The sequence below is a fragment of the Mesorhizobium sp. Root554 genome, assembly GCF_001427025.1.
Lineage (GTDB): Bacteria > Pseudomonadota > Alphaproteobacteria > Rhizobiales > Rhizobiaceae > Mesorhizobium.
On record NZ_LMGA01000001.1, the window covers coordinates 579,715 to 599,704 of the forward strand.

A 19,990-nucleotide genomic window follows, 5' to 3' on the forward strand; every position below is an offset into this window, starting at 1 on the left:
GAGGACCGATGCTGCGCTCGATCCTGAACAGACTGCTCGGCATGATCGTGGTGATGGCGCTGGTCGTCACCATCGTCTTCGTCATCGTGCGCGTTACGCCGGGCGATCCGGCGGCGGTCATGCTCGGCCCCGACGCCACGGCCGCCGACATCGCCTCGCTGCGGACGCGGCTCGGCCTCGACGCGCCGATGCCGGTGCAATTCGGCCGCTACATACTCGGCGTCGTGCAGGGCGATTTCGGCCAGTCCATCTTTCTGAATCAGCCGGTCACCACCGCGCTTGCCCAGCGCGCCGAACCGACCTTCTTCCTGACCGTCTTCTCGCTGCTCATCGCAACCGTCATTGCGCTGCCGGTCGGCATTCTCTCCGCCTATTGGCGCGGCTCGCTGTTCGATCAGGCAGCCACCACGCTCGCCATGTTCGCGGCAAGCGTCCCGAGCTTCTGGCTCGGGCTGCTTTTCATCCGGTTCTTCGCCGTCAGACTGGGCTGGTTCGACACCTCGGGATATGGCGGTCCCGGTGCATCGTTCGCCGAACGGCTGAACCATCTTGTGCTTCCGGCGCTGGCTCTGGGGCTGGTTTCGTCGGCGCTGATTACGCGCTTTACCCGCGCCTCGATGCTCGATGTGCTCAACGATGACTATGTGCGCACCGCGCGCTCCAAAGGCATGAGCGAGCGGCGGGTCGTCATGAAGCACGCGTTCAAGAATGCGCTGATTCCCATCCTCACCGTCATCGGCCTGACCGCAGCTTTGCTGATTTCCGGCGCTGTGGTCACGGAAACCGTGTTCGGCCTGCCCGGGGTCGGCAGTCTCGTCGTCTCGGCGGTGCTGCGGCGCGATTATCCGGTCATCCAGGGTGCGCTGCTCGTCATCGCCGGGCTCTACGTGCTGGTGAATTTCGCCATCGACATGCTTTATCTCGCCGTCGATCCGAGGGTCCGCTACTGATGGCTGCGATCTCCGTCCCCGTCCACCAGGAACCGAACATCCTCTCCCGGCTGCTCGGGCGTCCAACCTCGGCCATAGGCCTGGCGATCCTCGTTCTGATCGCGCTGGCGGCCATCCTCGCACCGGTGATCGCGCCTTATGCGCCGGCCAAGCTTTCCATTGCCAGCCGACTCGATCCGCCGAGCATGGCGCATCTGTTCGGCACCGACGATCTTGGCCGCGACGTCTTCACCCGTATGCTCTACGCGGCGCGGACTTCGCTGGCCGTAGGTCTCGCCGTTGTCGTGTTCGCCTCGATCATCGGCATCGTACTTGGGCTGATGGCAGGCTTCTTCCGCAAGCTCGACGCGCCGGTTTCACGGCTGATCGACGCCATGATGGCGTTTCCCGACATTCTGCTTGCTATCGCGCTTGTCGCGGCATTGGGCGCCACGGCGGTAAACGTCATCATCGCGCTCGGCATCGTCTATGCGCCCCGGCTGGCGCGCGTGGTCAGGGCATCGACGCTGGTCATAAGGGAGTTGCCGTATGTCGAGGCCGCGCGGGCTTTGGGAATTCCGACGCCGATCATTCTCGTGCGTCATGTCCTGCGCAACGTCACATCGCCCATCCTTGTGCAAGGCACCTTCATCTTCGCCAATGCGATCCTGGCGGAGGCGGGGCTGTCTTTCCTCGGCGTCGGCATCTCACCTTCCATTCCGACCTGGGGCACGATGATCGCAGTCGGACGCCAGTACATGGACCAGGCCGGCTGGATGATGATGTTTCCGGGCGCCGCCATCGTCATCACCGTGCTCGCGCTGCAACTCGTCGGCGATGGGCTGCGCGACCTTCTCGACCCCAGACTTGCGAAAGACATCTGATGTTTGCAAACCGCTTCCCGCTCTCGAAACGCCCACTGCTGATCCGCGGCGCCAGGCCTGTCGGCTTCGGCGCCGGCAATGGCGATGCGCTGGACGTGATGGTGGAGAAACACGGCCGCATCGCCGAGATCGGCTCGATGATCGCTGCTGGCGAAGACACGCAGATCGTCGAGGCGAATGGCGCCTTCCTGTCGCCCGGCTGGACCGACCTGCATGTGCATGTCTGGTACGGCGGCACCGATATTTCCCTGCGGCCGCAGCAATGCGGCGCGGCGCGCGGGGTCACCACCATGGTCGATGCCGGTTCGGCGGGCGAAGCCAATTTTCACGGCTTCCGCGAGTTCATCATCGAACCCGCGCAGGAAAACATCTATGCTTTCCTGAACATCGGCTCGATCGGGCTCGTCGCCTGCAATCGCGTCAGCGAACTGATCGACATGCGTTCGATCGACATCGACCGCACCATCGCCACAGTCGAGGCCAACCGCGACGTCATCGTCGGGCTGAAGGTGCGCGCCAGCCATGTCATCACCGGCGGCTGGGACCTGACCCCGGTGCGGCTGGCGAAAAAGTTCAGCCGTATCCTCAAGCTGCCGATCATGGTGCATGTCGGCGAGCCGCCGCCGCTCTATGACGACATCCTGCCGCTGCTTTCCGAAGGCGACATCGTCACCCATTGTTTCAACGGCAAGGCCGGCGGGTCGATCCTGGAGGACGAAGACCTTTACAGGCTGGCCGAGGACGCTGCGGCGCGTGGCATCGTGCTCGATGTCGGCCATGGCGGCGCGTCGTTCTCGTTCGACGTGGCGAAGGCCGCGCTGGAACGCGGCCTGCCGCCGAAGACCATCTCGACGGACCTGCACAACCGCTCGCTGGATGGTTCGGTCTGGGACATGGCCACGACGATGTCGAAACTATTGTCTCTCGGCATGAAGTTCGAGGATGTGGTGGCAGCATCCACGACCGCGCCGCGTCGCGCCATCGGACTGGCTGCCACAGGCCTGCTGGAGAAGGGCAAGCCGGCGGAGTTCACACTGTTCGATCTGGTCGATGCCGACATAACCGTGCGGGATTCGCAAGGCGCGACCAGCACGCTGCATCGCATCTTCGAGCCGCGCCATGCGATCCTCGGCGCTGAAGCGGTGAAGGCACACCGCCACGTTCCAGCCGAAGGGGCTGCAAGTGAAGGCCATGTCTGCCCGCATTGCGGATGGAAAACATGACCGATACGCTGGCGTCCGACACAATCCTCTCTGTCCGAGACCTGCGGACCTGGTTCGCCGGACGCCGGGTTACGGCCAAGGCCGTCGATGGCGTCACCTTTGACCTGAAGCGCGGCAGGACACTGGCGGTCGTCGGTGAATCCGGTTCCGGCAAATCGGTTACCAGCCTCTCCATCATGGGGCTGCTGTCACGCCCCGGTAAAATAGCGGGCGGATCGATCCTGTTTCGCGACCGCGCCGGTACGGTGCATGATCTGGCGAAGTTCGCGCCGAGGGATTTCCGCAAGATCCGCGGCCGCGAAATGGCGATGATCTTCCAGGAGCCGATGACGTCGCTCAATCCGCTCTACACCGTGGGCGACCAGATCGGCGAGATGATCGCCCTGCATGAACCGCTCGGGCGAGACGCTATTCGCAAACGCGCGCTCGCCATGCTGAAGCATGTCGAAATTCCCGACGCGGCGTCGCGCCTCGACGATTACCCGCACCAGATGTCGGGCGGCATGCGACAGCGCGTCATGATCGCCATGGCGCTGGCCTGCAACCCGTCGCTGCTGATCGCGGACGAGCCGACGACCGCGCTCGACGTTACGATCCAGGCGCAGATTCTCGATCTTTTGCGCAGGCTGCAGGCCGAGTTCGGCATGTCGATCCTGTTCATCACCCACAATCTCGGCGTGGTCGCCGAGATCGCGCATGACGTCGTCGTCATGTATGCGGGCCGCGTCGCCGAGCAGGCGCCGGTGAACGATTTGTTCGCGCATCAGCGTCATCCCTATACGCGTGGCCTTTTGGCCTGCACGCCCAACGCCGAGCGCGATATCGGCGGCGACGGCGAGCGGCATTCGCTCTATTCCATTCCCGGCAGCGTGCCGCCCATCACCGCGCTACCGCCTGGCTGCGCCTTCGAACCGCGCTGCGACTTCGCCATCCCGCCCTGCCGCGCCGCGCCGCCGCCGCTCATGCCGGCCGGCGTCGCCGGTTTCTCGCGCTGCATCCGGAGCGCCGAGCTATGAGCGTCCTTTCCACAGCCGCCGCGCCCCTGCCGGTCGAGGCCGCCAACGCCGTCGCACCGCTGCTCAGTATCCAGGGGCTGACCAAGCATTTTCCGGCCCGCAACGACCGCATCGTCCATGCCGTCGAAGATGTCAGCTTCGATGTGAAGCGCGGATCGACCGTCGGCCTCGTCGGCGAATCCGGTTCCGGCAAGACGACTGCCGGCCGCGCCATCCTGCGGCTGATCGAACCGACCGGCGGCAAGGCCATCTTTGACGGCGTCGATTTGTTTTCGCTGTCCGCAAGTGACATGCGCGCCTATCGGCGGCAGCTGCAGATTGTCTTCCAGGATCCGTTCTCCAGCCTCAATCCGCGCATGCGCGTCGCTGCCATCCTCAATGAGGCGCTCGATGCGCGCGGCTTTCCGCGCGGGCAGGCGCGCCGCGACCGGGTCGCCGAACTGCTGACGCTCGTGGGGCTTTCGCCGGACCACGCCTCGCGCTATCCGCACGAGTTTTCCGGCGGCCAGCGGCAACGTATCGGCATCGCCCGCGCGCTCGCTGTCGAACCGCAGTTCATCGTCGCCGACGAGCCGGTCTCGGCGCTGGACGTTTCCGTCCAGGCGCAAATCCTCAACCTGCTGGGAGACCTTCAGAAACGGCTCGGCCTGACGCTCCTGTTCATCGCGCACGATCTCTCGGTCGTGGAATATCTGTGCGACGAGGTCGTCGTCATGTATCTCGGCCGCGTGATGGAGCGCGGACCCAGCCGTCTGGTCTACGCCGCGCCGCGCCACCCTTACACCAAGGCCTTGCTGGCGACGGCCCCGATTCCGGACCCGACCCGAGTTCGCACCCATGTGCCCTTGCAGGGCGATATTCCCAGCCCGATCAATCCGCCTTCAGGATGCGTCTTCCGCACGCGCTGCCCGGAGGCGATAGAAGACTGCGCCAAAATCATCCCCACGGTCGACCCTGTCGGCGGCGGGCATCACGTGGCCTGCATCCGCCACAATCAACCATTTGCCTGACTGGAGTTTTGCATGACCCTTTCCGAGCCCAACCGGCGTCCGGAAACCACACCTTACGACCGATTGGCGGCGCTTGGCATCACCTTGCCGGCTGCGCCGCCGCCGGTTGCCAATTTCGTCACCCATGTGCAGGAGGGCAAGCTGCTCTTCCTCTCGGGGCAGGGGCCGACGGAGAGCGACGGAACCGCACACCAGGGCAAGGTCGGCGATGACATAAGCATCGAGCAGGCCTATGCCCACGCCCGCTTGACCGGTATCAACCTGATCGCCGTCATGCATGATGCGCTCGGCGATCTCGGTCGAGTGCGGCGCATCGTGAAACTGCTCGGCATGGTCAACGCGACAGCCGATTTCGGCGATCATCCTACCGTCATCAACGGCTGCTCGGACCTGTTCATCGAGGTATTCGGCGGCGCCGGAATCCATGCCCGCTCGGCGGTGGGCCACGGCTCGCTGCCGAACCGCATCACCGTCGAGATCGAAGCGATCGTCGCCATAGACTGAGGACCGACATGACAATGAAAGACCAGGGCGCAACAAAGCCCGCCGACATCCGCAAGCAGTTGAATCTGAGGCCGGTCATCAATGTGTCGGGCACGATGACATCACTCGGCGCCTCGATCGTCGTGCCGGAGGCGGTGGCGGCGGTCTCGGCCATCCTCACCGAATTCGTCGAGATGAGTGATCTGCACCGCCGCGCCAGCGCCATGATCGCGGACCTGACCGGCGCCGAAGCCGGGTTCATCACCGCCTCCTGTTCCGCCGGCATCACACTGGCGATTGCCGCCGCCATGACAGGCCCGGACCTCGCCGCCATCGAGCGGCTGCCCGACACGACCGGACTGAAGAACGAAGTGCTGATCCAGTCCGGCCACATGGTCAGCTACGGCGCGCCGGTCGAACAGGCGATCCGGCTTGCCGGCGCCAGGGTCGTGCCGGTCGGCCAGGCAACCAGCGCCTACGCCTATCAGTTGGCCGGCGCCATCACCGAGCGCACCGCTGCGGCGCTTTACGTGGTGTCGCATCACGTCGTCGATTATGCCCAGATCCCGCTGAAGAGATTCGCCGATGTCGTACACGCGCGTGGCGTGCCGGTGATCGTCGATGCGGCGTCCGAATACGATCTCCAGGGGTTCCTGGCCGATGGCGCCGACATCGTGCTTTACTCCGGCCACAAGTTCCTTGGTGGTCCGACCTCAGGCATCGTCGCAGGCCAAAAGGCGCTCGTGCGAGACGTCTACCTGCAGAACCGTGGCATAGGCCGCGGCATGAAGGTGGGCAAGGAGAGCATCGTCGGGGCTCTCGCCGCCTTGCAGGCCTGGAAGACACGCGACCATGACGGCATCCGCGCGCGCGAACGCAGCGCGCTGGAGTGCTGGGCGCAGGCGCTCGATGGCAGGCCTGGCATCCGCGCCGAGATCGTACCGGACCCGACCGACAATCCGCTGGACCGGATGAAGGTCAGCATCGATCCGGAAGCAGCGCGGATCACCGCGTGGGATCTCGCCGATCGGCTGGCAAGCGGCGAACGGCCGGTGATCGTGCGTGACCATGAAGTCGAGCACGGCCATTTCTTCCTCGATCCCTGCAATCTGCATCCGGATGAGGAATTCATCGTCGCCGAAAGGCTCGCCGAGGAACTCGACCGCGTCCGTGCCTCGAACGAAACAATCGCCACCGCTTTCGACGAACGGCTGCTTGCGCGCGAAGCGGCAATCCTTCATTGGCCGGATTGAGACTGTCGCGAATTGGTGGCGCCGCTACAATGATGCACGAACAACAATCGGGTACCGTAATGCCGATCATCGCAACCGAACCCGACGCCCCGGCGGCCAGCGCGTCGGCATCGCGCCGGTCGCGGACCAGCGGTATCGATCGGGCGCTGCAAATCCTCGACTCTCTGCAAAGGCATGAGCGTCCTGCGACCGCCTATGAGATCGCCCGCGACATCGGCGCGCCGCTGTCGACCATTTACGTCATCGTCGACGATCTCGTGGAAAAGGAAATGCTCGACCGTCAGGATGGCGGGCTGCTGTGGCTCGGTCCGCGGCTCTATCATTACGGGCTGACCTATGCGCGTTCTCTCGACCTGCTCACGGTTGCCACGCAGGTGATGCACGAACTGGCGGAAAGTTCACGCGAGACCATCCAGGTCTGCGGCCGGGATGGCGACCATATGGTCGTGCTCGCCATGGAGGAGGGCAAGGATCATTTCCAGGTCACCTCGCGCATCGGCACCCGCAGCCCGTTGAACTGGACGGCGTCCGGCCGGCTGCTGGTCGGCCATCTGCCCGACGACGAGCGGCGGGCCTTGTTCGCGCGCTCGGCGAGGCCATCGCCGACCGGCCGCGCGGAAACCGACGAGGAGGCGCTGTCGCAATCGGCTGCCTCGGCGCTGGCCGCCGGACTGTCGATCCAGGCGGGTGAGTCGGATTTCTCGGTCGCCTGCATCGCCGCCCCCGTCTGCGACAGCCACGGCGCTTGCCGCGCCACGATTTCGATCGTCGTTCCGGATGTCAAGCTGAAGCAGAAGGACCCCGACCTCGTCGCGCTGGTGAAGGAGAGCGCCCGGCGCATCGAATCCCGCCTCGGATGGATGCCGGGTGGCAGATAGCCTCTGCCTATGAGGGTCCTTTCAGCCGGCGGATTTGCGCAAGACCGCGCCGGAGCGCCGTGAAGGCGGCCCCCACGGCCACCACCCAAAGGGCAAGTCTCAGGATTTCGTTGTCGCCGTCCCAGAGGAATTCCAGCACCGAGACGAGCGCGGCAAGAGTGACGACGGCCATGCGGTGTTGCTTCGCCATCGGGCCGGAAAAATCGCTTCCGGCGCCGTTCGCCCGGCCGAGTTCACGCACATAGGCGGTCATGACAGCCATGGCGGCCGCTGCCCAGCCAAGGCCGGGGGAGGCGACGGCGTATCCGATGCCGACGAAGATCAGCATATCGGCGATGCGGTCTGGAAACTCGTTCCAGAATGGACCGTCCGCGGCTGCCTTGCCGCCTTCGACCGCGACCATGCCGTCGAACAGATTGCACAGGAGGCGCAACTGGCAAAAGACAGCCGCCGCGACAAGCAGTATGCCTTTCACGAGAGGTTCGCTGTCTCCTGCCAACCAGAAGCAAGTTCCTGCGAGCGCCGCCATCGCCATGCTCGCCTGCGAGATCATGTTCGGCGTCACCGACATCGTCGCCAGGCGGCCGGCAATCGTCTGCGCCAGCCTCGTATCGCGGCTGGCGAGCGGGCGGCGGCTGTCTGTGGTCATGGCTTCCCCCGGCGGTAGATCGAATAGCTGTAGAGCGCGCTGTAGGTCGCAGAAACAATTACCGGCACCAGGATCGTGCGCAGGATCTCGGGCGTGCCGCTGATGGTGTGAACCGCGACGAGCAGGCCAGTTGACAGGATGCAGGCAATTGCGGGCGGCGCCCAGAAACTGCTGACGCCTGAAAACCGGTGCGACAGGGCATCGATCGTCGTCTTGAGGCAAAGCGTCAGAATGGCGGACATCGTGCCTTGCACCAGCCCGGCCAGCACCGGGCGGGGCATGGCATGGGCGCGGTTGGCGAAGACGGCCCATCCGCCCATCGCCAGGAAGGCGAAGGCGACATGGACGACACCGCTTCCGGCAAAGCTGCGCAGCCAGGCTGGCATCAGAGCGTCCACCAATAACGGGTGAGGTGGAAGAAGACCGGCGCTGAGAACACGACGGAATCAAGCCTGTCGATCAGTCCGCCATGACCTTCGATCAGGTGACCCCAGTCCTTGACGCCGCGATCGCGCTTGATCGCAGACATGACGAGGCCGCCGAAAAAGCCCATCAGCGTGATGATCAGCGCCATCGCGCCGGCCTGGAGAGGCGTGAAGGGGGTGATCCACCACAAGCTGGCGCCGATCAGCGTTGCGCTGGCGACGCCGCCGACAAAGCCTTCCACGGTCTTGGAGGGTGAAAGATTCGGCGCGATCTTGGTCCGCCCGAACAGCTTGCCCCAGACATATTGCAACACGTCGCTCAGTTGGACGACGATGATGAGGAAGGCGATCAGCAGGACGTTGCGGCCTTCATAGCCGGGTATGCGCAGCGTCAGCAGGGCGGGAACGTGCGAGGCGCAGTAGACGCAGATCATCAGCGCCCATTGGACTTCAGCAACCCGGATCAGGAAGCGTTGCGTGTCGCCGCGCAGAACGGTGATGATGGGCATCAAAAGGAAGGTATAGACAGGGATGAAGACGGCAAAGATGCCGTAGTCCTCACTCCACAAAAGGAAATATTGCAGCGGCAGGACGACGAAGAACGCGGTCGCCAGCGCCCAGTGGTCGGCGCGCCGCGTGTTGATGAGGGTTACGAATTCGCGCAGCGCCGCAAATGAGCAGAAGGCGAAAAGCACGATCACGCCGATACGGCCGGCGACGAAGGCAATGGCGATGAGGATCGCCATGATCCACCACGCGTTGATGCGGGCGTTCAGGTTCTCGATTGCTGCGTTGGAGCCATTTGGCGACAGCCAGCGCTGCAGAAAATACCCAACGAGCGATGCGAGAATCAGGATCCCGCCAATCCCGGAGATGAGGAGGAGCATGTCTGCGCGCGCATCGGTCATCGCCCTGTCTCCCCGTTGATCGGGGCCAGGGCCAGCAGCGCGTTCCTTGCCCGCTCGATGAAGGCGTCCTTGGTCTCACCCTCGCCGATTCGTAGCGGCGCACCGAACGTGACCGTGCAAATCAGCGGGATCGGTACGAACTCGCCTTTCGGCATCACCCGGTTGAGATTGGCGATCCACACGGGAATGAGATCGATCCGGGGGCGGGCGGAAGCGAGGTGGAACAGGCCGCTCTTGAAGGGTTGCAGCGGCGTGTCGGTGAGGTTGCGCGTTCCTTCGGGAAAGAAGATGAGCGAGGAGCCCTCGTCGAGCGCGTTGGCCATGACGGTGACCGGGTCGGCATCGCGCTCTTCCCGGACGCGCTGGATCAGCACGGCGTTGAAGACATCCCGTCCGATGAAAGCGTTGATTTTGGACTTGAGCCAGTAATCCGCCCCGGCGACAGGTCGCACATTTTCCCGGACCCGGGGAGGCAAAACGGTCCAGATCAGGATGAAGTCGCCATGGCTGCTGTGATTGGCGAAATAGACGCATTGTTGCGACGGCAATCCGCTCTCGTCCCAGATCGGCCTTACGGCCGTGACGGCGCGGGCGAAAAGAAGGACGATGATCGAGACCAGCTTGGCGAACAACGCTTTCATGCGGCCTCTCGCATTTCCGTCGGCAAACAATCGATATCTGAAGCCAGGCAGGATGCAAATCCTCCCGCCATGCGAGCGCTGAGCTTTCCACCGCGCTCATGCAGCCCCTTGGTCAATGGATGGGAACAGGCAGGTCGAGCCGCATCAAAAAGATGTGCGAGCGGGCCGGGCACAAAAAAGCCCCGAAGACCAGGGCTTTGATTGTCAGCGGGCGGTTTCGATCAGCCCATCGCCTTCTGCAAATTCTCGTCGATCTTGTCGAGGAAGCCGGTGGTGGAAAGCCAGGGCTGGTCAGGCCCGATCAGCAGCGACAGGTCCTTGGTCATGAAGCCGGCTTCCACGGTCTGGATGCAGACCTTCTCCAGCGTCTCGGCAAAGCGCGCCAGGGCGGCATTGTCGTCCAGCTTGGCGCGGTGCGAAAGCCCGCGCGTCCAGGCGAAGATGGAGGCGATGGAATTGGTCGAGGTTTCCTCGCCCTTCTGGTGCTGGCGGTAGTGGCGCGTCACCGTGCCGTGGGCTGCTTCGGCTTCGACGGTCTTGCCGTCCGGCGTCATCAGCACCGAGGTCATCAGGCCGAGCGAACCGAAGCCCTGCGCGACTGTATCGGACTGCACGTCGCCGTCGTAGTTCTTGCAGGCCCAGACATAGCCGCCCGACCATTTCAGGCTGGATGCGACCATGTCGTCGATCAGCCGATGCTCGTAGGTCAGCTTGCGTGCCTTGAACTCGGTCTCGAACTCGGCCTCGTAGACTTCCTGGAAGATGTCCTTGAAGCGGCCGTCATAGGCCTTGAGGATGGTGTTCTTGGTCGACAGATAGACCGGATAGTTGCGCAGCAGGCCGTAGTTCAGCGAGGCGCGGGCGAATTCGCGGATCGACTCGTCGAGGTTGTACATGGCCATGGCGACGCCGGAGCCGGGCGCGTCGAACACCTCGTGCTCGATGACCTTCCCGTCCTCGCCGACGAACTTGATCGTCAGCTTGCCCTTGCCGGGGAACCTGAAGTCGGTGGCGCGGTACTGGTCGCCGAAGGCATGGCGGCCGACGATGATCGGCTTGGTCCAGCCCGGCACCAGCCGCGGCACGTTCTTCATGATGATCGGCTCGCGGAAGATGGTGCCGCCGAGGATGTTGCGGATCGTGCCATTCGGCGACTTCCACATCTTCTTGAGCTTGAACTCTTCGACGCGCTGTTCGTCGGGAGTGATGGTGGCGCATTTCACGCCGACGCCGTGCTTCTTGATGGCGTTGGCGGAATCGATGGTCACCTGGTCGTTGGTGGCGTCACGGTTTTCGACGCTGAGGTCGTAATATTCCAGGTCGATGTCGAGATAAGGGTGGATCAGCTTGTCCTTGATGAACTGCCAGATGATGCGGGTCATCTCGTCGCCGTCGAGTTCGACAACCGGGTTCGCCACCTTGATCTTCGCCATGGAATGAAAGCCTCGCTGCTGATGTCGGAAAAGCCGCGCGCAAAGGCGCGGCCAAGTAAGATGCGGCCCCTATATCAAAGCGCGCGTTGGGGTGCAAACGGCGACAATGGCGGTCGAGCCTCTCATATCCGCCATGCCGATGCTTCATTTTCCTGTAGGGATATGGCAGGGGATGCTGCAAACACGGTTCATTGCCATTCATGTCTTCAAGCGATCGAAATCCCGGCAGCGGCCCCGCCATCATCCTCGTCGAGCCGCAGCTCGGCGAAAACATCGGCATGGTGGCGCGCGCGATGGCCAATTTCGGTCTGTCGGAACTGCGGCTGGTCAATCCGCGCGACGGCTGGCCGAGCGAGAAGGCCCGGGCGGCCGCCAGCAATGCCGATCACGTTATCGACGCGACGCGTGTGTTTGACGATCTTCCCTCGGCGATCGCCGACCTGAATTTCATCTTCGCCACCACGGCGCGCGAACGCGACGGCTTCAAGCCGGTGCGCGGCCCGGTCGAGGCGGGCAGGGTGCTGCGCGGACGCGCGCTGGCCGGTCAGCAGACGGGCATATTGTTCGGCCGCGAACGCTTCGGCCTCTACAATGACGAAGTCGGCCTGGCGGACGAGATCGTCACCTTTCCGGTCGATCCGGCGTTTGCCTCGCTCAACATCGCGCAGGCCGTGCTGTTGATGTCTTATGAGTGGATGAAGTCCGGCCTCGAGGAGGAAACGCAGACGAATTTTTCGGGGCGTGAAATGGCGCCGGCGACCAAGGAGCAGTTGCACAGCCTGTTCTCCAATCTGGAGCAGGCGCTCGATGCGCGGGGCTATTTCCGGCCCTTGCCCAAGAAGCCGAAAATGATCGACAACCTCCGCGCCGTGCTGACGCGCGCTTCCTTCACCGGACCTGAGCTCAGGGTGCTGCAGGGCGTGATTTCCTCGCTGGACAGGTTTTCGCCCCTGCTGCGCAAGGGTGAGGGGTCGCCCGGCGACGATCCCCGGCGTCGGCCCGCCGGAGCGAAGGACCTCGAGTGATGGCCGTCGCCAGCAACGCCAGCGGTCCCATCCTGATGTTCGATTCCGGCGTCGGCGGCTTGACGGTCCTGCGCGAAGCACGCGTGCTGATGCCGGATCGTCGTTTCATCTACATCGCCGATGACGCCGCTTTCCCCTATGGCGCATGGGAAGAGGAGGCGCTGCGGGCGCATCTGCTCACCCTCTTTGCGAGTCTGCTGGAACGCTACCGCCCGGCGCTTTCGGTCATCGCCTGCAACACTGCCTCGACGCTGGCGATCGACTCTTTGCGCGAGGCGTTCCCCGGCCATCTCTTCGTCGGCACCGTGCCGGCGATCAAGCCCGCGGCCGAGCGGACGCGGTCGGGCCTCGTCTCGGTGCTGGCGACGCCGGGAACCGTGAAGCGGCAATATACCCGCGACCTCATCCGCCAATGGGCCTCGAAATGCCATGTCCGCCTCGTCGGCAGCGACAGGCTGGCGGGTCTGGCGGAAACCTATATGCGCGACGGCTTCGTCGACGAGGAAGCGGTGCGCGCCGAGATCGCACCGTGCTTCATCGAGCAGGATGGCGCCCGCACCGACATCGTGGTGCTTGCCTGCACGCACTATCCCTTCCTCGTCAACCGTATGCGCAAGACCGCGCCATGGCCGGTGGACTGGCTCGATCCGGCCGAGGCTATCGCCCGGCGGGCGCTTTCCTTGGCCGTGGCCGGTGCGGACCAAGGCAGGCCGTCCGACGAAATCAGGGACATCGCCGTGTTCACCTCCGGCAAGCCTGATTTCGCCGTCACGCGCCTCATGCAGGGTTTCGGCCTCACGGTTCCCTGAATGCAGGAACATCGGCGGGAACGATGCGTTCTCCTGCTTTGACAGGAGATACGGCCATGCCCGCCACATCCAAAGCGCAGCAGAAAGCCGCAGGCGCAGCCCTTTCGGCCAAGCGCGGCGAAACGAGGAAAAGCGAACTCAAGGGCGCTTCCAAGAGCATGTACAGTTCGATGAGCGAAAAGCAGCTCGAGGAGTTCGCCGAAACGAAGCGCAAAGGCCTGCCCGAGAAAAAGGGCGACTGAGCCCGTCCTGCGCATGTCCCTCCGCCAGCAAGGCCGGCGGGACAAGCTGTGACGTCAATGCGCGGCAGGCGTTGCAAGCGCTCCGGCGTTTTCCGCCAGCCAATCCTCGAACGGACGTGGCTTGCGGCCGGTGAGGGTCTCAAACTCGTTCGAATTGCCATCGAGGAAACCGCCCTTCTGTGCGGCGTCGAAGGATCCGAGCACCGTGGCGACGCCCGCGGGCAGGCCGGCGCCGATCATACCTTGAACAAGTCCGTCGAGCGGTACGTGGACCACTGTGAGCGGCTTGCCGGTGGCGTTCCTGACCATTGCTGCGACTTCCTCGGTGGAGCGGGCCTTGCCGCCGCCGAGCGTCAGTGTGCGGCGGCCGGCAAAGCCGTCCGTCAGCGCCACCGCCGCCGCCAGGGCCAGATCGTCGCGCGCAATGTGCGCCAGCCTGCCGTCGCCCGAAGCGCTGTACCATTGTCCCGAGGCAAGCGCGGACGGCATCGACAGGTACAAATTCTCGAAATACCAGTGATTGCGCAAAATGCTCCAGCCGGCGACGCCGCTTGCGGCGATGGCCGCTTCGGTGCCGGCATGGTCGGGCGCAAAGGTCACCGGCGACGTGTCGGCATACGGGAGCGACGTATAGACGATATGCTCGACGCCGGCCTTGGCGGCGGCGGCTATCGCGGCGCTATGCTGGCGCAGCCGGGTGCCTTCCGCGTCGAGCGCATTGGTGCTGATGATCAGCACGCGCCCGGCGCCGGCAAACGCCGTGGCCATCGACGCAGCGTCGTCGAAATCGACAGCGCGCGTTGCGATGCCGCGCGCGGCCCATTGGGAAAGCGCGTCCGGATTGCGGCTGGCGGCCGCGATACGCCCCGGCGCGATCTTCAAAGTATCGAGCAGGTGGCGCAGGACGCTTTGTCCAAACTTGCCGGAGGCGCCGGTGACGAGAAAGTCGGTCATATGGTGATCCTGTTGACTATGGTCTCAAAATGAGAGCAGGGTAACTATATGGATGCAAAGGCGCTGCCGAAAGAAGGCAGTTTTCCAGAACCAGGTTACTTCGAGGGAACCACCATGACCGAGCAGTCACGCATCGCATCGAGGTTCAAGGCCAGCGCGGCGGTGCCCCAGGGGCTGGCCAACTGCCCGGTCCGCAATGTGCTCGATCAGATCGGTGACAAGTGGAGCACGTTGTTCATCTCGCTGCTTGGCGAGAAGCCGCACCGCTTCGGCGAGCTGAGGCGCGCCGTGCCCGACATTTCCCAGCGGATGCTGACACAGACGTTGCGCGACCTGCAGCGTGACGGGCTGGTGAGCCGGCATGTTTATCCGACCGTGCCCCCTTCGGTCGAATACAGGCTGACGCCGCTCGGCCAGTCGCTGCTGGAGCCGCTGTCGCATCTGATCCGCTGGGCCGAAACGCACCACGCGGCGATCCGTACCGCGCGCGGCGAATTCCAGCGGCAGGCCGCCTGAAGCATCGAGCTGCCTTGCCGGTGCGGCGTTGACTTCCCTGATGTTTCCGCCTATTGAGCCGCCAACGCTGGTCCGAAAAGGGCCGGTGTTTCATTTGACGTGTCCCGTGGATCGTCCGCAGCGTGCGGAAAATCCTGTCAGGCTTCGAAAACGGAGGCCAGAGGAGGGCGCGTTTCCTTTGCCCCGGCCGCGAGGCCGTAGGCGTTTTGTTCGAAAGGGAATGCGATGAGCAAACGCGAATCCGCAAAATACAAGCTCGACCGCCGTCTTGGCGAAAACATCTGGGGCCGTCCTAAGTCCCCGGTCAACAAGCGTGAATACGGTCCCGGCCAGCACGGCCAGCGCCGCAAGGGCAAGCTGTCCGACTTCGGTCTGCAGCTGCGCGCCAAGCAGAAGCTGAAGGGCCACTACGGCGACGTTTCGGAAAAGCAGTTCCGCAAGACCTACGAAGAGGCGAACCGCCGCAAGGGCGATACCTCCGAGAACCTGATCGGCCTGCTCGAGTCGCGCCTGGACGCTGTCGTCTACCGCGCCAAGTTCGTGCCGACCATTTTCGCGGCGCGCCAGTTCGTCAACCACGGCCACGTGAACGTCAACGGCCGGCGCACCAACATCAGCTCCTATCGCTGCAAGCCGGGCGACGTGATCGAAGTCCGCGAGAAGTCGAAGCAGCTCGTCATCGTGCTCGAGGCCGTCGGCCTGGCAGAACGTGACGTGCCGGACTACATCGAAGCCGATCACAACAAGATGACCGCCACCTTCGCCCGCATCCCGGGCCTGTCGGACGTGCCCTTCGCCGTCCAGATGGAGCCGAACCTGGTCGTCGAATTCTATTCGCGCTGATCCTGGCGCACATTCGCTTCAAAGGCCGCCCCGCAAGGGCGGCCTTTTTCGTTGAAGCGGGTGCGTCTATGGTGCGTCACTGGAGTCACTGGAAGGCAAGACCGATCCAGCAGGAATCAAGATCATGAACATCCACGCCGACGCCATAGCCGATCCCGGCGAAACCGAAGGCGGCTGTCATCCGCTGTTCGCGAATGCACCGTCGTCAGTTGAATTCAACAAGCTGCGCAAGCGCCTGCTGCGCCAGACCCGGCAGGCGCTGGAAGATTTCGCCATGGTGAAGCCGGGCGAGCGCTGGCTGGTGGCGCTTTCCGGCGGCAAGGATTCCTACGGCCTGCTCGCTCTGCTTCTTGACCTCAAATGGCGCGGCCTGCTGCCGGTCGACCTGTTGGCCTGCAATCTGGATCAGGGGCAGCCGAATTTTCCCAAGCACATCCTGCCGGACTATCTCTCCGCACATGGCATTGCGCACCGCATCGAATACCGGGACACCTATTCGGTGGTGACAGACAAGCTGCCGGAGGGCAGCACCTACTGCTCGCTTTGTTCCCGGCTGAGGCGTGGCCATCTCTACCGTATCGCGCGCGAGGAAGGCTGCTCGGCGCTGGTGCTCGGCCACCACCGCGAGGACATCCTCGAAACCTTCTTCATGAACCTGTTCCACGGCGGCAGGCTGGCGGCCATGCCGGCCAAGCTGCTCAACGACGACGGCGATGTCATGGTGCTGCGGCCGCTATCCTATTGCGCCGAAATGGATCTCGAGAAATTCGCCGGCGCCATGCGCTTTCCCATCATCCCCTGCGATTTATGCGGCAGTCAGGATGGATTGCAGCGCAATGCCACGAAGGCCATGCTCGACGAGATGGAAAAGCGGATGCCTGGCCGCAAGGAGACGATGATCCGGGCGCTGGCGAATATCAGACCGTCACATCTGCTCGACCGCAAACTGTTCGATTTCGCCGCGCTCGGCTTGCCCGTGGACGATCAGACCGGGTGATTATGCGGCGTGAACATCCGCCCCTTTTCAGCGATGGCGACCATTGCCAGCCCGCCGATCGCCATCACCAGGAAACCCAGCGCCAGCGGCGTTACCGTGCCGTTGTAGGACTGCCCGACAATCGTTCCGAAAAGACCGCCGCCGAAGGTCTGCATCGAACCGAGGAAGGATGAAGCGGTGCCTGCCAGCCGTCCCAGCGGCTCCATCGCCAGCGCGTTGAAGTTCGTGCCGAGCAGCGCGAACGGAACCATGATCCCGCCGACGATGGTGAGGAATATCGGCAGGGGGATAGGTCCCCAGAGCGAAAGCAGCACCCAGATCAGGCTGATGACGAGCATGACGCACAATGCGCCTTGCGAAAGGAGGCGCATGCCGTAGCGGCCGACCAGCTGTGAGTTGGCCAGGTTGGTGAGCGAGAGCATGCCGGCCATCACTGCGAACACCACCGGAAACAGCTGGCCGAGGCCATAGAGCCCGACATAGATCTGCTGAACGCTGGTGATGAAGCCGAACATGGCGCCGAAGGCCAGCGTGCTGGCAATCGTGTAGCAAAACGTCACCCGGTTGGTGATGACGATGCGGAAGCCGCCGAGGACAGATTTGGCGGTCAATGGGCGCTTATATTCGGCATGGAGAGTTTCAGGCAAACGAAACATAACCCACAGAGCGCTGGCTAGCGCTCCCGCCGCCATCACCAGGAAGATGAAGTGCCAGGAGGCGAACAGCATGATGACCTGGCCGATGCTGGGCGCAATGACGGGAACGGCCATGAAGACCATGAAGATCAGCGACATGACTTCGGCCATGCGACGTCCGGCAAACACGTCGCGCACGATCGAAACCGAGATGACGCGGGTGCCGGCAGCTCCCACGCCCTGAATGACCCGGCAGATCAGCAGCGTCTCGAATGTCGGCGCGACGGTGGCGGCGGCTGCCGCCAGAATGTAGATGGCGAGGCCGATCAGCAGCGGTCCGCGCCTTCCGAACCTGTCGGACAGCGGACCGAAGACGATCTGGGCAATGCTGAAGCCGAAGATATAGGCTGGGATGACGTATTGACGGTGATTCTCGTTCTCGACGCCGAGACTTTCGCCAATGTGCTGCAACGCCGGCAGCAGGATGTCGATGGCAAGTGCGTTGAGCGCCATCAGCGCCGCGCACAGCGTGATGAACTCCCAGCGCGGAATGGACAGCGCGCCCTGCGGCTCGGTCACTTGGCTGGGAGTATCCATTGCAAATTCCGTTCAAAAGAAAATGCGCCGGGTTTCGGCGCATTTGCTCGTCTCGTTGCCGGGGCGGGCCGGGATCGAATGCAGCCGGCAGAAACCCCGGCGGAAATCGGTCAGGCCGCGCCTTTGACGCTGACGCCTTTTTCTTCCAGGAATGTCTGCAGTTCGCCTGCCTGGAACATTTCCCGGATGATGTCGCAGCCGCCGACGAATTCGCCTTTGACGTAAAGCTGCGGGATGGTCGGCCAGTTCGAAAAGTCCTTGATGCCCTGGCGCAGTTCATTGGAGGTGAGAACGTTGACGCCCTTGTAGTCGACGCCCAGATAATCGAGAATCTGCGTGACCTGGCCCGAGAACCCGCACTGCGGGAAACCCGGCGTTCCCTTCATGAAAAGAACCACGTCCTGGCTCTTCACTTCGCTGTCGATATAGTCGTTGATTCCGCTCATGGATCATCCTTCCGCCTGTTGGGAGTCAGGCATTGACACCAGATAAACCCGCACGCGACCCGAAACAAGACATTTGCCGCCCGACTGTACGCATGGGGCATTGAAAGGCGTGGATTTGAACCAAGATTCGAGGACGAATTCATCTCAATGCTGAAAAAGCGATATCTGGCCGCGATAGGCCTTGGCCTTGTGGCGGTGGCGGCAGCCGCGTTTCTGGGGAAGCGCCCGCCGGCGAAACCATCGCTGGTGGCCGGGGAACTGCCGGCGCTTTGCCGGGACAAGAGCTTCGAAGGCGTCGCCTATGTCGTGTGCGAAATAGACCCTCGCACGCACCGGATTACCGTTGCCAGAACCGATGCAGATGGAAAACCCTACGGATCGCTGGAAGCGTTCGGAAAGGCGATGGCGGCGACTGGAAAGCCCGTTCTGCTCGCCATGAACGCCGGCATGTATCATGAAGGCCTGGGTCCTGTCGGCCTGTTCGTCGACAACGCCCAGGAGGAGGCGCCGCTTAACACGGCCGACGCGAAGGGGAATTTCTTCCTGAAACCCAACGGTGTCTTTTTCGTCGGCAAGGATGGCCGCGCAGGCGTTCTGGAAACCAGCGCCTACGCCACCGCGAAGCTCGATGTCGCATTTGCAACCCAGTCCGGCCCGATGCTTGTCATCGACGGGCAACTGCATCCAAGGTTCGAAGCCGACGGCCTGTCGCGCTACACCCGCAACGGCGTCGGCGTGCGCGGTGACGGCATGGTCGTGCTGGCGATCTCGCGCGGGCCGGTCAGTCTCGGTAGCTTCGGGCGGTTGTTCAAGGATACGCTGGCCTGTCCCAACGCCCTGTTCCTCGATGGCGATATTTCCGCGCTCTCGGATGGCCGCCGCATGATCGTCGGCGGCAAGCGCCCGGTCGGGCCGATCCTGGCCATCAGCGAGAAAGAGTAGCCCCTAGGCTTGTTCCAATCAGTCCGGCGCGCTGGTCTGCAGGGCCAGCGCGTGCAGCACGCCGCCCATATTGCCCTTGAGCGCGTTGTAGACCATCTGGTGCTGCTGCACCCTGCTCTTGCCGCGAAAGCTTTCGGCCACGACCTCAGCCGCGTAGTGGTCGCCATCTCCGGCAAGGTCGCGGATCGTCACGGTGGCATCCGGAATGCCCTCCTTGATCAACCGTTCGATGTCATGCGCGTCCATTGCCAT

The 19,990-nt window shown here is 63.5% G+C and carries 24 protein-coding genes; 15 read left to right on the forward strand and 9 right to left on the reverse strand.

From position 1 onward, the window contains the following. Positions 1-8: 8 nt before the first annotated feature. The 8 genes from ASD44_RS02730 to ASD44_RS02765 are packed head-to-tail and all read left to right on the forward strand — an operon-like array spanning position 9 to position 7,676. Positions 9-950 carry an ABC transporter permease gene (locus tag ASD44_RS02730; RefSeq protein ID WP_056108472.1) on the forward strand — a complete coding sequence of 314 codons (942 nt, stop codon included), beginning with the start codon at positions 9-11 and terminating at the stop codon, positions 948-950. Beyond that, positions 950-1,813 (forward strand): ABC transporter permease, encoded by an 864-nt coding sequence (locus tag ASD44_RS02735; RefSeq protein ID WP_056108474.1) that lies wholly within the window; start codon positions 950-952, stop codon positions 1,811-1,813. Before ASD44_RS02730 ends, ASD44_RS02735 begins: the two co-directional genes overlap by 1 nt. After that, complete coding sequence (locus tag ASD44_RS02740) at positions 1,813-3,036, forward strand: amidohydrolase/deacetylase family metallohydrolase (protein ID WP_056108477.1); 1,224 nt, start codon at positions 1,813-1,815, stop codon at positions 3,034-3,036. The genes ASD44_RS02735 and ASD44_RS02740 overlap by 1 nt, the downstream gene beginning before the upstream one ends. Then, positions 3,024-4,052, forward strand: a complete 1,029-nt coding sequence (locus ASD44_RS02745; RefSeq protein ID WP_200946397.1) for an ABC transporter ATP-binding protein — start codon at positions 3,024-3,026, stop codon at positions 4,050-4,052. The genes ASD44_RS02740 and ASD44_RS02745 overlap by 13 nt, the downstream gene beginning before the upstream one ends. Further along, positions 4,049-5,062 (forward strand): ABC transporter ATP-binding protein, encoded by a 1,014-nt coding sequence (locus tag ASD44_RS02750; RefSeq protein WP_056108479.1) that lies wholly within the window; start codon positions 4,049-4,051, stop codon positions 5,060-5,062. The genes ASD44_RS02745 and ASD44_RS02750 overlap by 4 nt, the downstream gene beginning before the upstream one ends. Positions 5,063-5,074: 12 nt before the next feature. Continuing rightward, positions 5,075-5,566 carry a RidA family protein gene (locus ASD44_RS02755; RefSeq protein WP_056108482.1) on the forward strand — a complete coding sequence of 164 codons (492 nt, stop codon included), beginning with the start codon at positions 5,075-5,077 and terminating at the stop codon, positions 5,564-5,566. A gap of 8 nt (positions 5,567-5,574) precedes the next feature. Beyond that, positions 5,575-6,798 carry an aminotransferase class V-fold PLP-dependent enzyme gene (locus ASD44_RS02760; RefSeq protein WP_056108485.1) on the forward strand — a complete coding sequence of 408 codons (1,224 nt, stop codon included), beginning with the start codon at positions 5,575-5,577 and terminating at the stop codon, positions 6,796-6,798. A gap of 59 nt (positions 6,799-6,857) precedes the next feature. Beyond that, a complete protein-coding gene (locus ASD44_RS02765) occupies positions 6,858-7,676 on the forward strand; it encodes an IclR family transcriptional regulator (RefSeq protein ID WP_056108487.1) in 819 nt (272 codons plus the stop codon). Between the two features lie 7 nt (positions 7,677-7,683). On the opposite strand, the gene ASD44_RS02770 is transcribed toward ASD44_RS02765, so the two are convergent. The 5 genes from ASD44_RS02770 to ASD44_RS02790 all read right to left on the reverse strand — a co-directional run bounded on the left by ASD44_RS02770 (position 7,684) and on the right by ASD44_RS02790 (position 11,732). Beyond that, positions 7,684-8,325 carry a CDP-alcohol phosphatidyltransferase family protein gene (locus ASD44_RS02770; RefSeq protein WP_056108489.1) on the reverse strand — a complete coding sequence of 214 codons (642 nt, stop codon included), beginning with the start codon at positions 8,323-8,325 and terminating at the stop codon, positions 7,684-7,686. Then, positions 8,322-8,711 carry a hypothetical protein gene (locus tag ASD44_RS02775; RefSeq protein ID WP_056108492.1) on the reverse strand — a complete coding sequence of 130 codons (390 nt, stop codon included), beginning with the start codon at positions 8,709-8,711 and terminating at the stop codon, positions 8,322-8,324. Before ASD44_RS02775 ends, ASD44_RS02770 begins: the two co-directional genes overlap by 4 nt. After that, positions 8,711-9,658 (reverse strand): phosphatidate cytidylyltransferase, encoded by a 948-nt coding sequence (locus ASD44_RS02780; protein ID WP_056108495.1) that lies wholly within the window; start codon positions 9,656-9,658, stop codon positions 8,711-8,713. Before ASD44_RS02780 ends, ASD44_RS02775 begins: the two co-directional genes overlap by 1 nt. Next, a complete protein-coding gene (locus ASD44_RS02785) occupies positions 9,655-10,299 on the reverse strand; it encodes a lysophospholipid acyltransferase family protein (protein ID WP_056108497.1) in 645 nt (214 codons plus the stop codon). The genes ASD44_RS02780 and ASD44_RS02785 overlap by 4 nt, the downstream gene beginning before the upstream one ends. A 221-nt stretch (positions 10,300-10,520) precedes the next feature. Further along, on the reverse strand, positions 10,521-11,732 hold the full coding sequence (locus tag ASD44_RS02790; RefSeq protein ID WP_056108500.1) for an NADP-dependent isocitrate dehydrogenase: 1,212 nt from the start codon (positions 11,730-11,732) through the stop codon (positions 10,521-10,523). Positions 11,733-11,932: 200 nt separating this feature from the next. Between ASD44_RS02790 and ASD44_RS02795 the strand changes: the two genes are divergently transcribed. Genes ASD44_RS02795 through ASD44_RS02805 form a run of 3 tightly spaced genes read left to right on the forward strand, consistent with a single transcriptional unit; the run spans position 11,933 to position 13,808 of the window. After that, on the forward strand, positions 11,933-12,757 hold the full coding sequence (locus ASD44_RS02795) for an RNA methyltransferase (protein ID WP_056108504.1): 825 nt from the start codon (positions 11,933-11,935) through the stop codon (positions 12,755-12,757). Next, a complete protein-coding gene (gene murI, locus ASD44_RS02800; protein WP_056115311.1) occupies positions 12,757-13,566 on the forward strand; it encodes a glutamate racemase in 810 nt (269 codons plus the stop codon). Before ASD44_RS02795 ends, murI begins: the two co-directional genes overlap by 1 nt. A 56-nt stretch (positions 13,567-13,622) precedes the next feature. Further along, a complete protein-coding gene (locus ASD44_RS02805) occupies positions 13,623-13,808 on the forward strand; it encodes a DUF3008 family protein (RefSeq protein ID WP_056108508.1) in 186 nt (61 codons plus the stop codon). A 54-nt stretch (positions 13,809-13,862) separates the two neighbouring features. Here the strand turns inward: ASD44_RS02805 and ASD44_RS02810 are convergent, their stop codons facing one another. Continuing rightward, complete coding sequence (locus ASD44_RS02810; RefSeq protein ID WP_056108511.1) at positions 13,863-14,762, reverse strand: NmrA family NAD(P)-binding protein; 900 nt, start codon at positions 14,760-14,762, stop codon at positions 13,863-13,865. A gap of 114 nt (positions 14,763-14,876) precedes the next feature. Between ASD44_RS02810 and ASD44_RS02815 the strand changes: the two genes are divergently transcribed. The 3 genes from ASD44_RS02815 (at position 14,877) to ttcA (ending at position 17,118) form a co-directional block, all read left to right on the forward strand. Beyond that, on the forward strand, positions 14,877-15,278 hold the full coding sequence (locus tag ASD44_RS02815; RefSeq protein WP_056115313.1) for a helix-turn-helix domain-containing protein: 402 nt from the start codon (positions 14,877-14,879) through the stop codon (positions 15,276-15,278). 225 nt (positions 15,279-15,503) lie between these two features. Then, entirely contained in the window at positions 15,504-16,121 is a 618-nt protein-coding gene (gene rpsD, locus ASD44_RS02820; protein WP_056108514.1) for a 30S ribosomal protein S4, read from the forward strand. A 124-nt stretch (positions 16,122-16,245) separates the two neighbouring features. After that, on the forward strand, positions 16,246-17,118 hold the full coding sequence (ttcA, locus tag ASD44_RS02825) for a tRNA 2-thiocytidine(32) synthetase TtcA (RefSeq protein ID WP_056108517.1): 873 nt from the start codon (positions 16,246-16,248) through the stop codon (positions 17,116-17,118). On the opposite strand, the gene ASD44_RS02830 is transcribed toward ttcA, so the two are convergent. Both ASD44_RS02830 and grxD read right to left on the reverse strand, forming a co-directional pair. Next, entirely contained in the window at positions 17,106-18,350 is a 1,245-nt protein-coding gene (locus ASD44_RS02830; protein WP_056108519.1) for a multidrug effflux MFS transporter, read from the reverse strand. The two genes, ttcA and ASD44_RS02830, sit on opposite strands and share 13 nt — an antisense overlap. A gap of 110 nt (positions 18,351-18,460) precedes the next feature. Next, complete coding sequence (grxD, locus tag ASD44_RS02835; protein WP_056108522.1) at positions 18,461-18,796, reverse strand: Grx4 family monothiol glutaredoxin; 336 nt, start codon at positions 18,794-18,796, stop codon at positions 18,461-18,463. A gap of 147 nt (positions 18,797-18,943) precedes the next feature. Between grxD and ASD44_RS02840 the strand changes: the two genes are divergently transcribed. Then, on the forward strand, positions 18,944-19,738 hold the full coding sequence (locus ASD44_RS02840; protein ID WP_056108525.1) for a phosphodiester glycosidase family protein: 795 nt from the start codon (positions 18,944-18,946) through the stop codon (positions 19,736-19,738). 18 nt (positions 19,739-19,756) lie between these two features. Here the strand turns inward: ASD44_RS02840 and ASD44_RS02845 are convergent, their stop codons facing one another. Continuing rightward, positions 19,757-19,990, reverse strand: a complete 234-nt coding sequence (locus tag ASD44_RS02845; protein ID WP_056108528.1) for a BolA family transcriptional regulator — start codon at positions 19,988-19,990, stop codon at positions 19,757-19,759.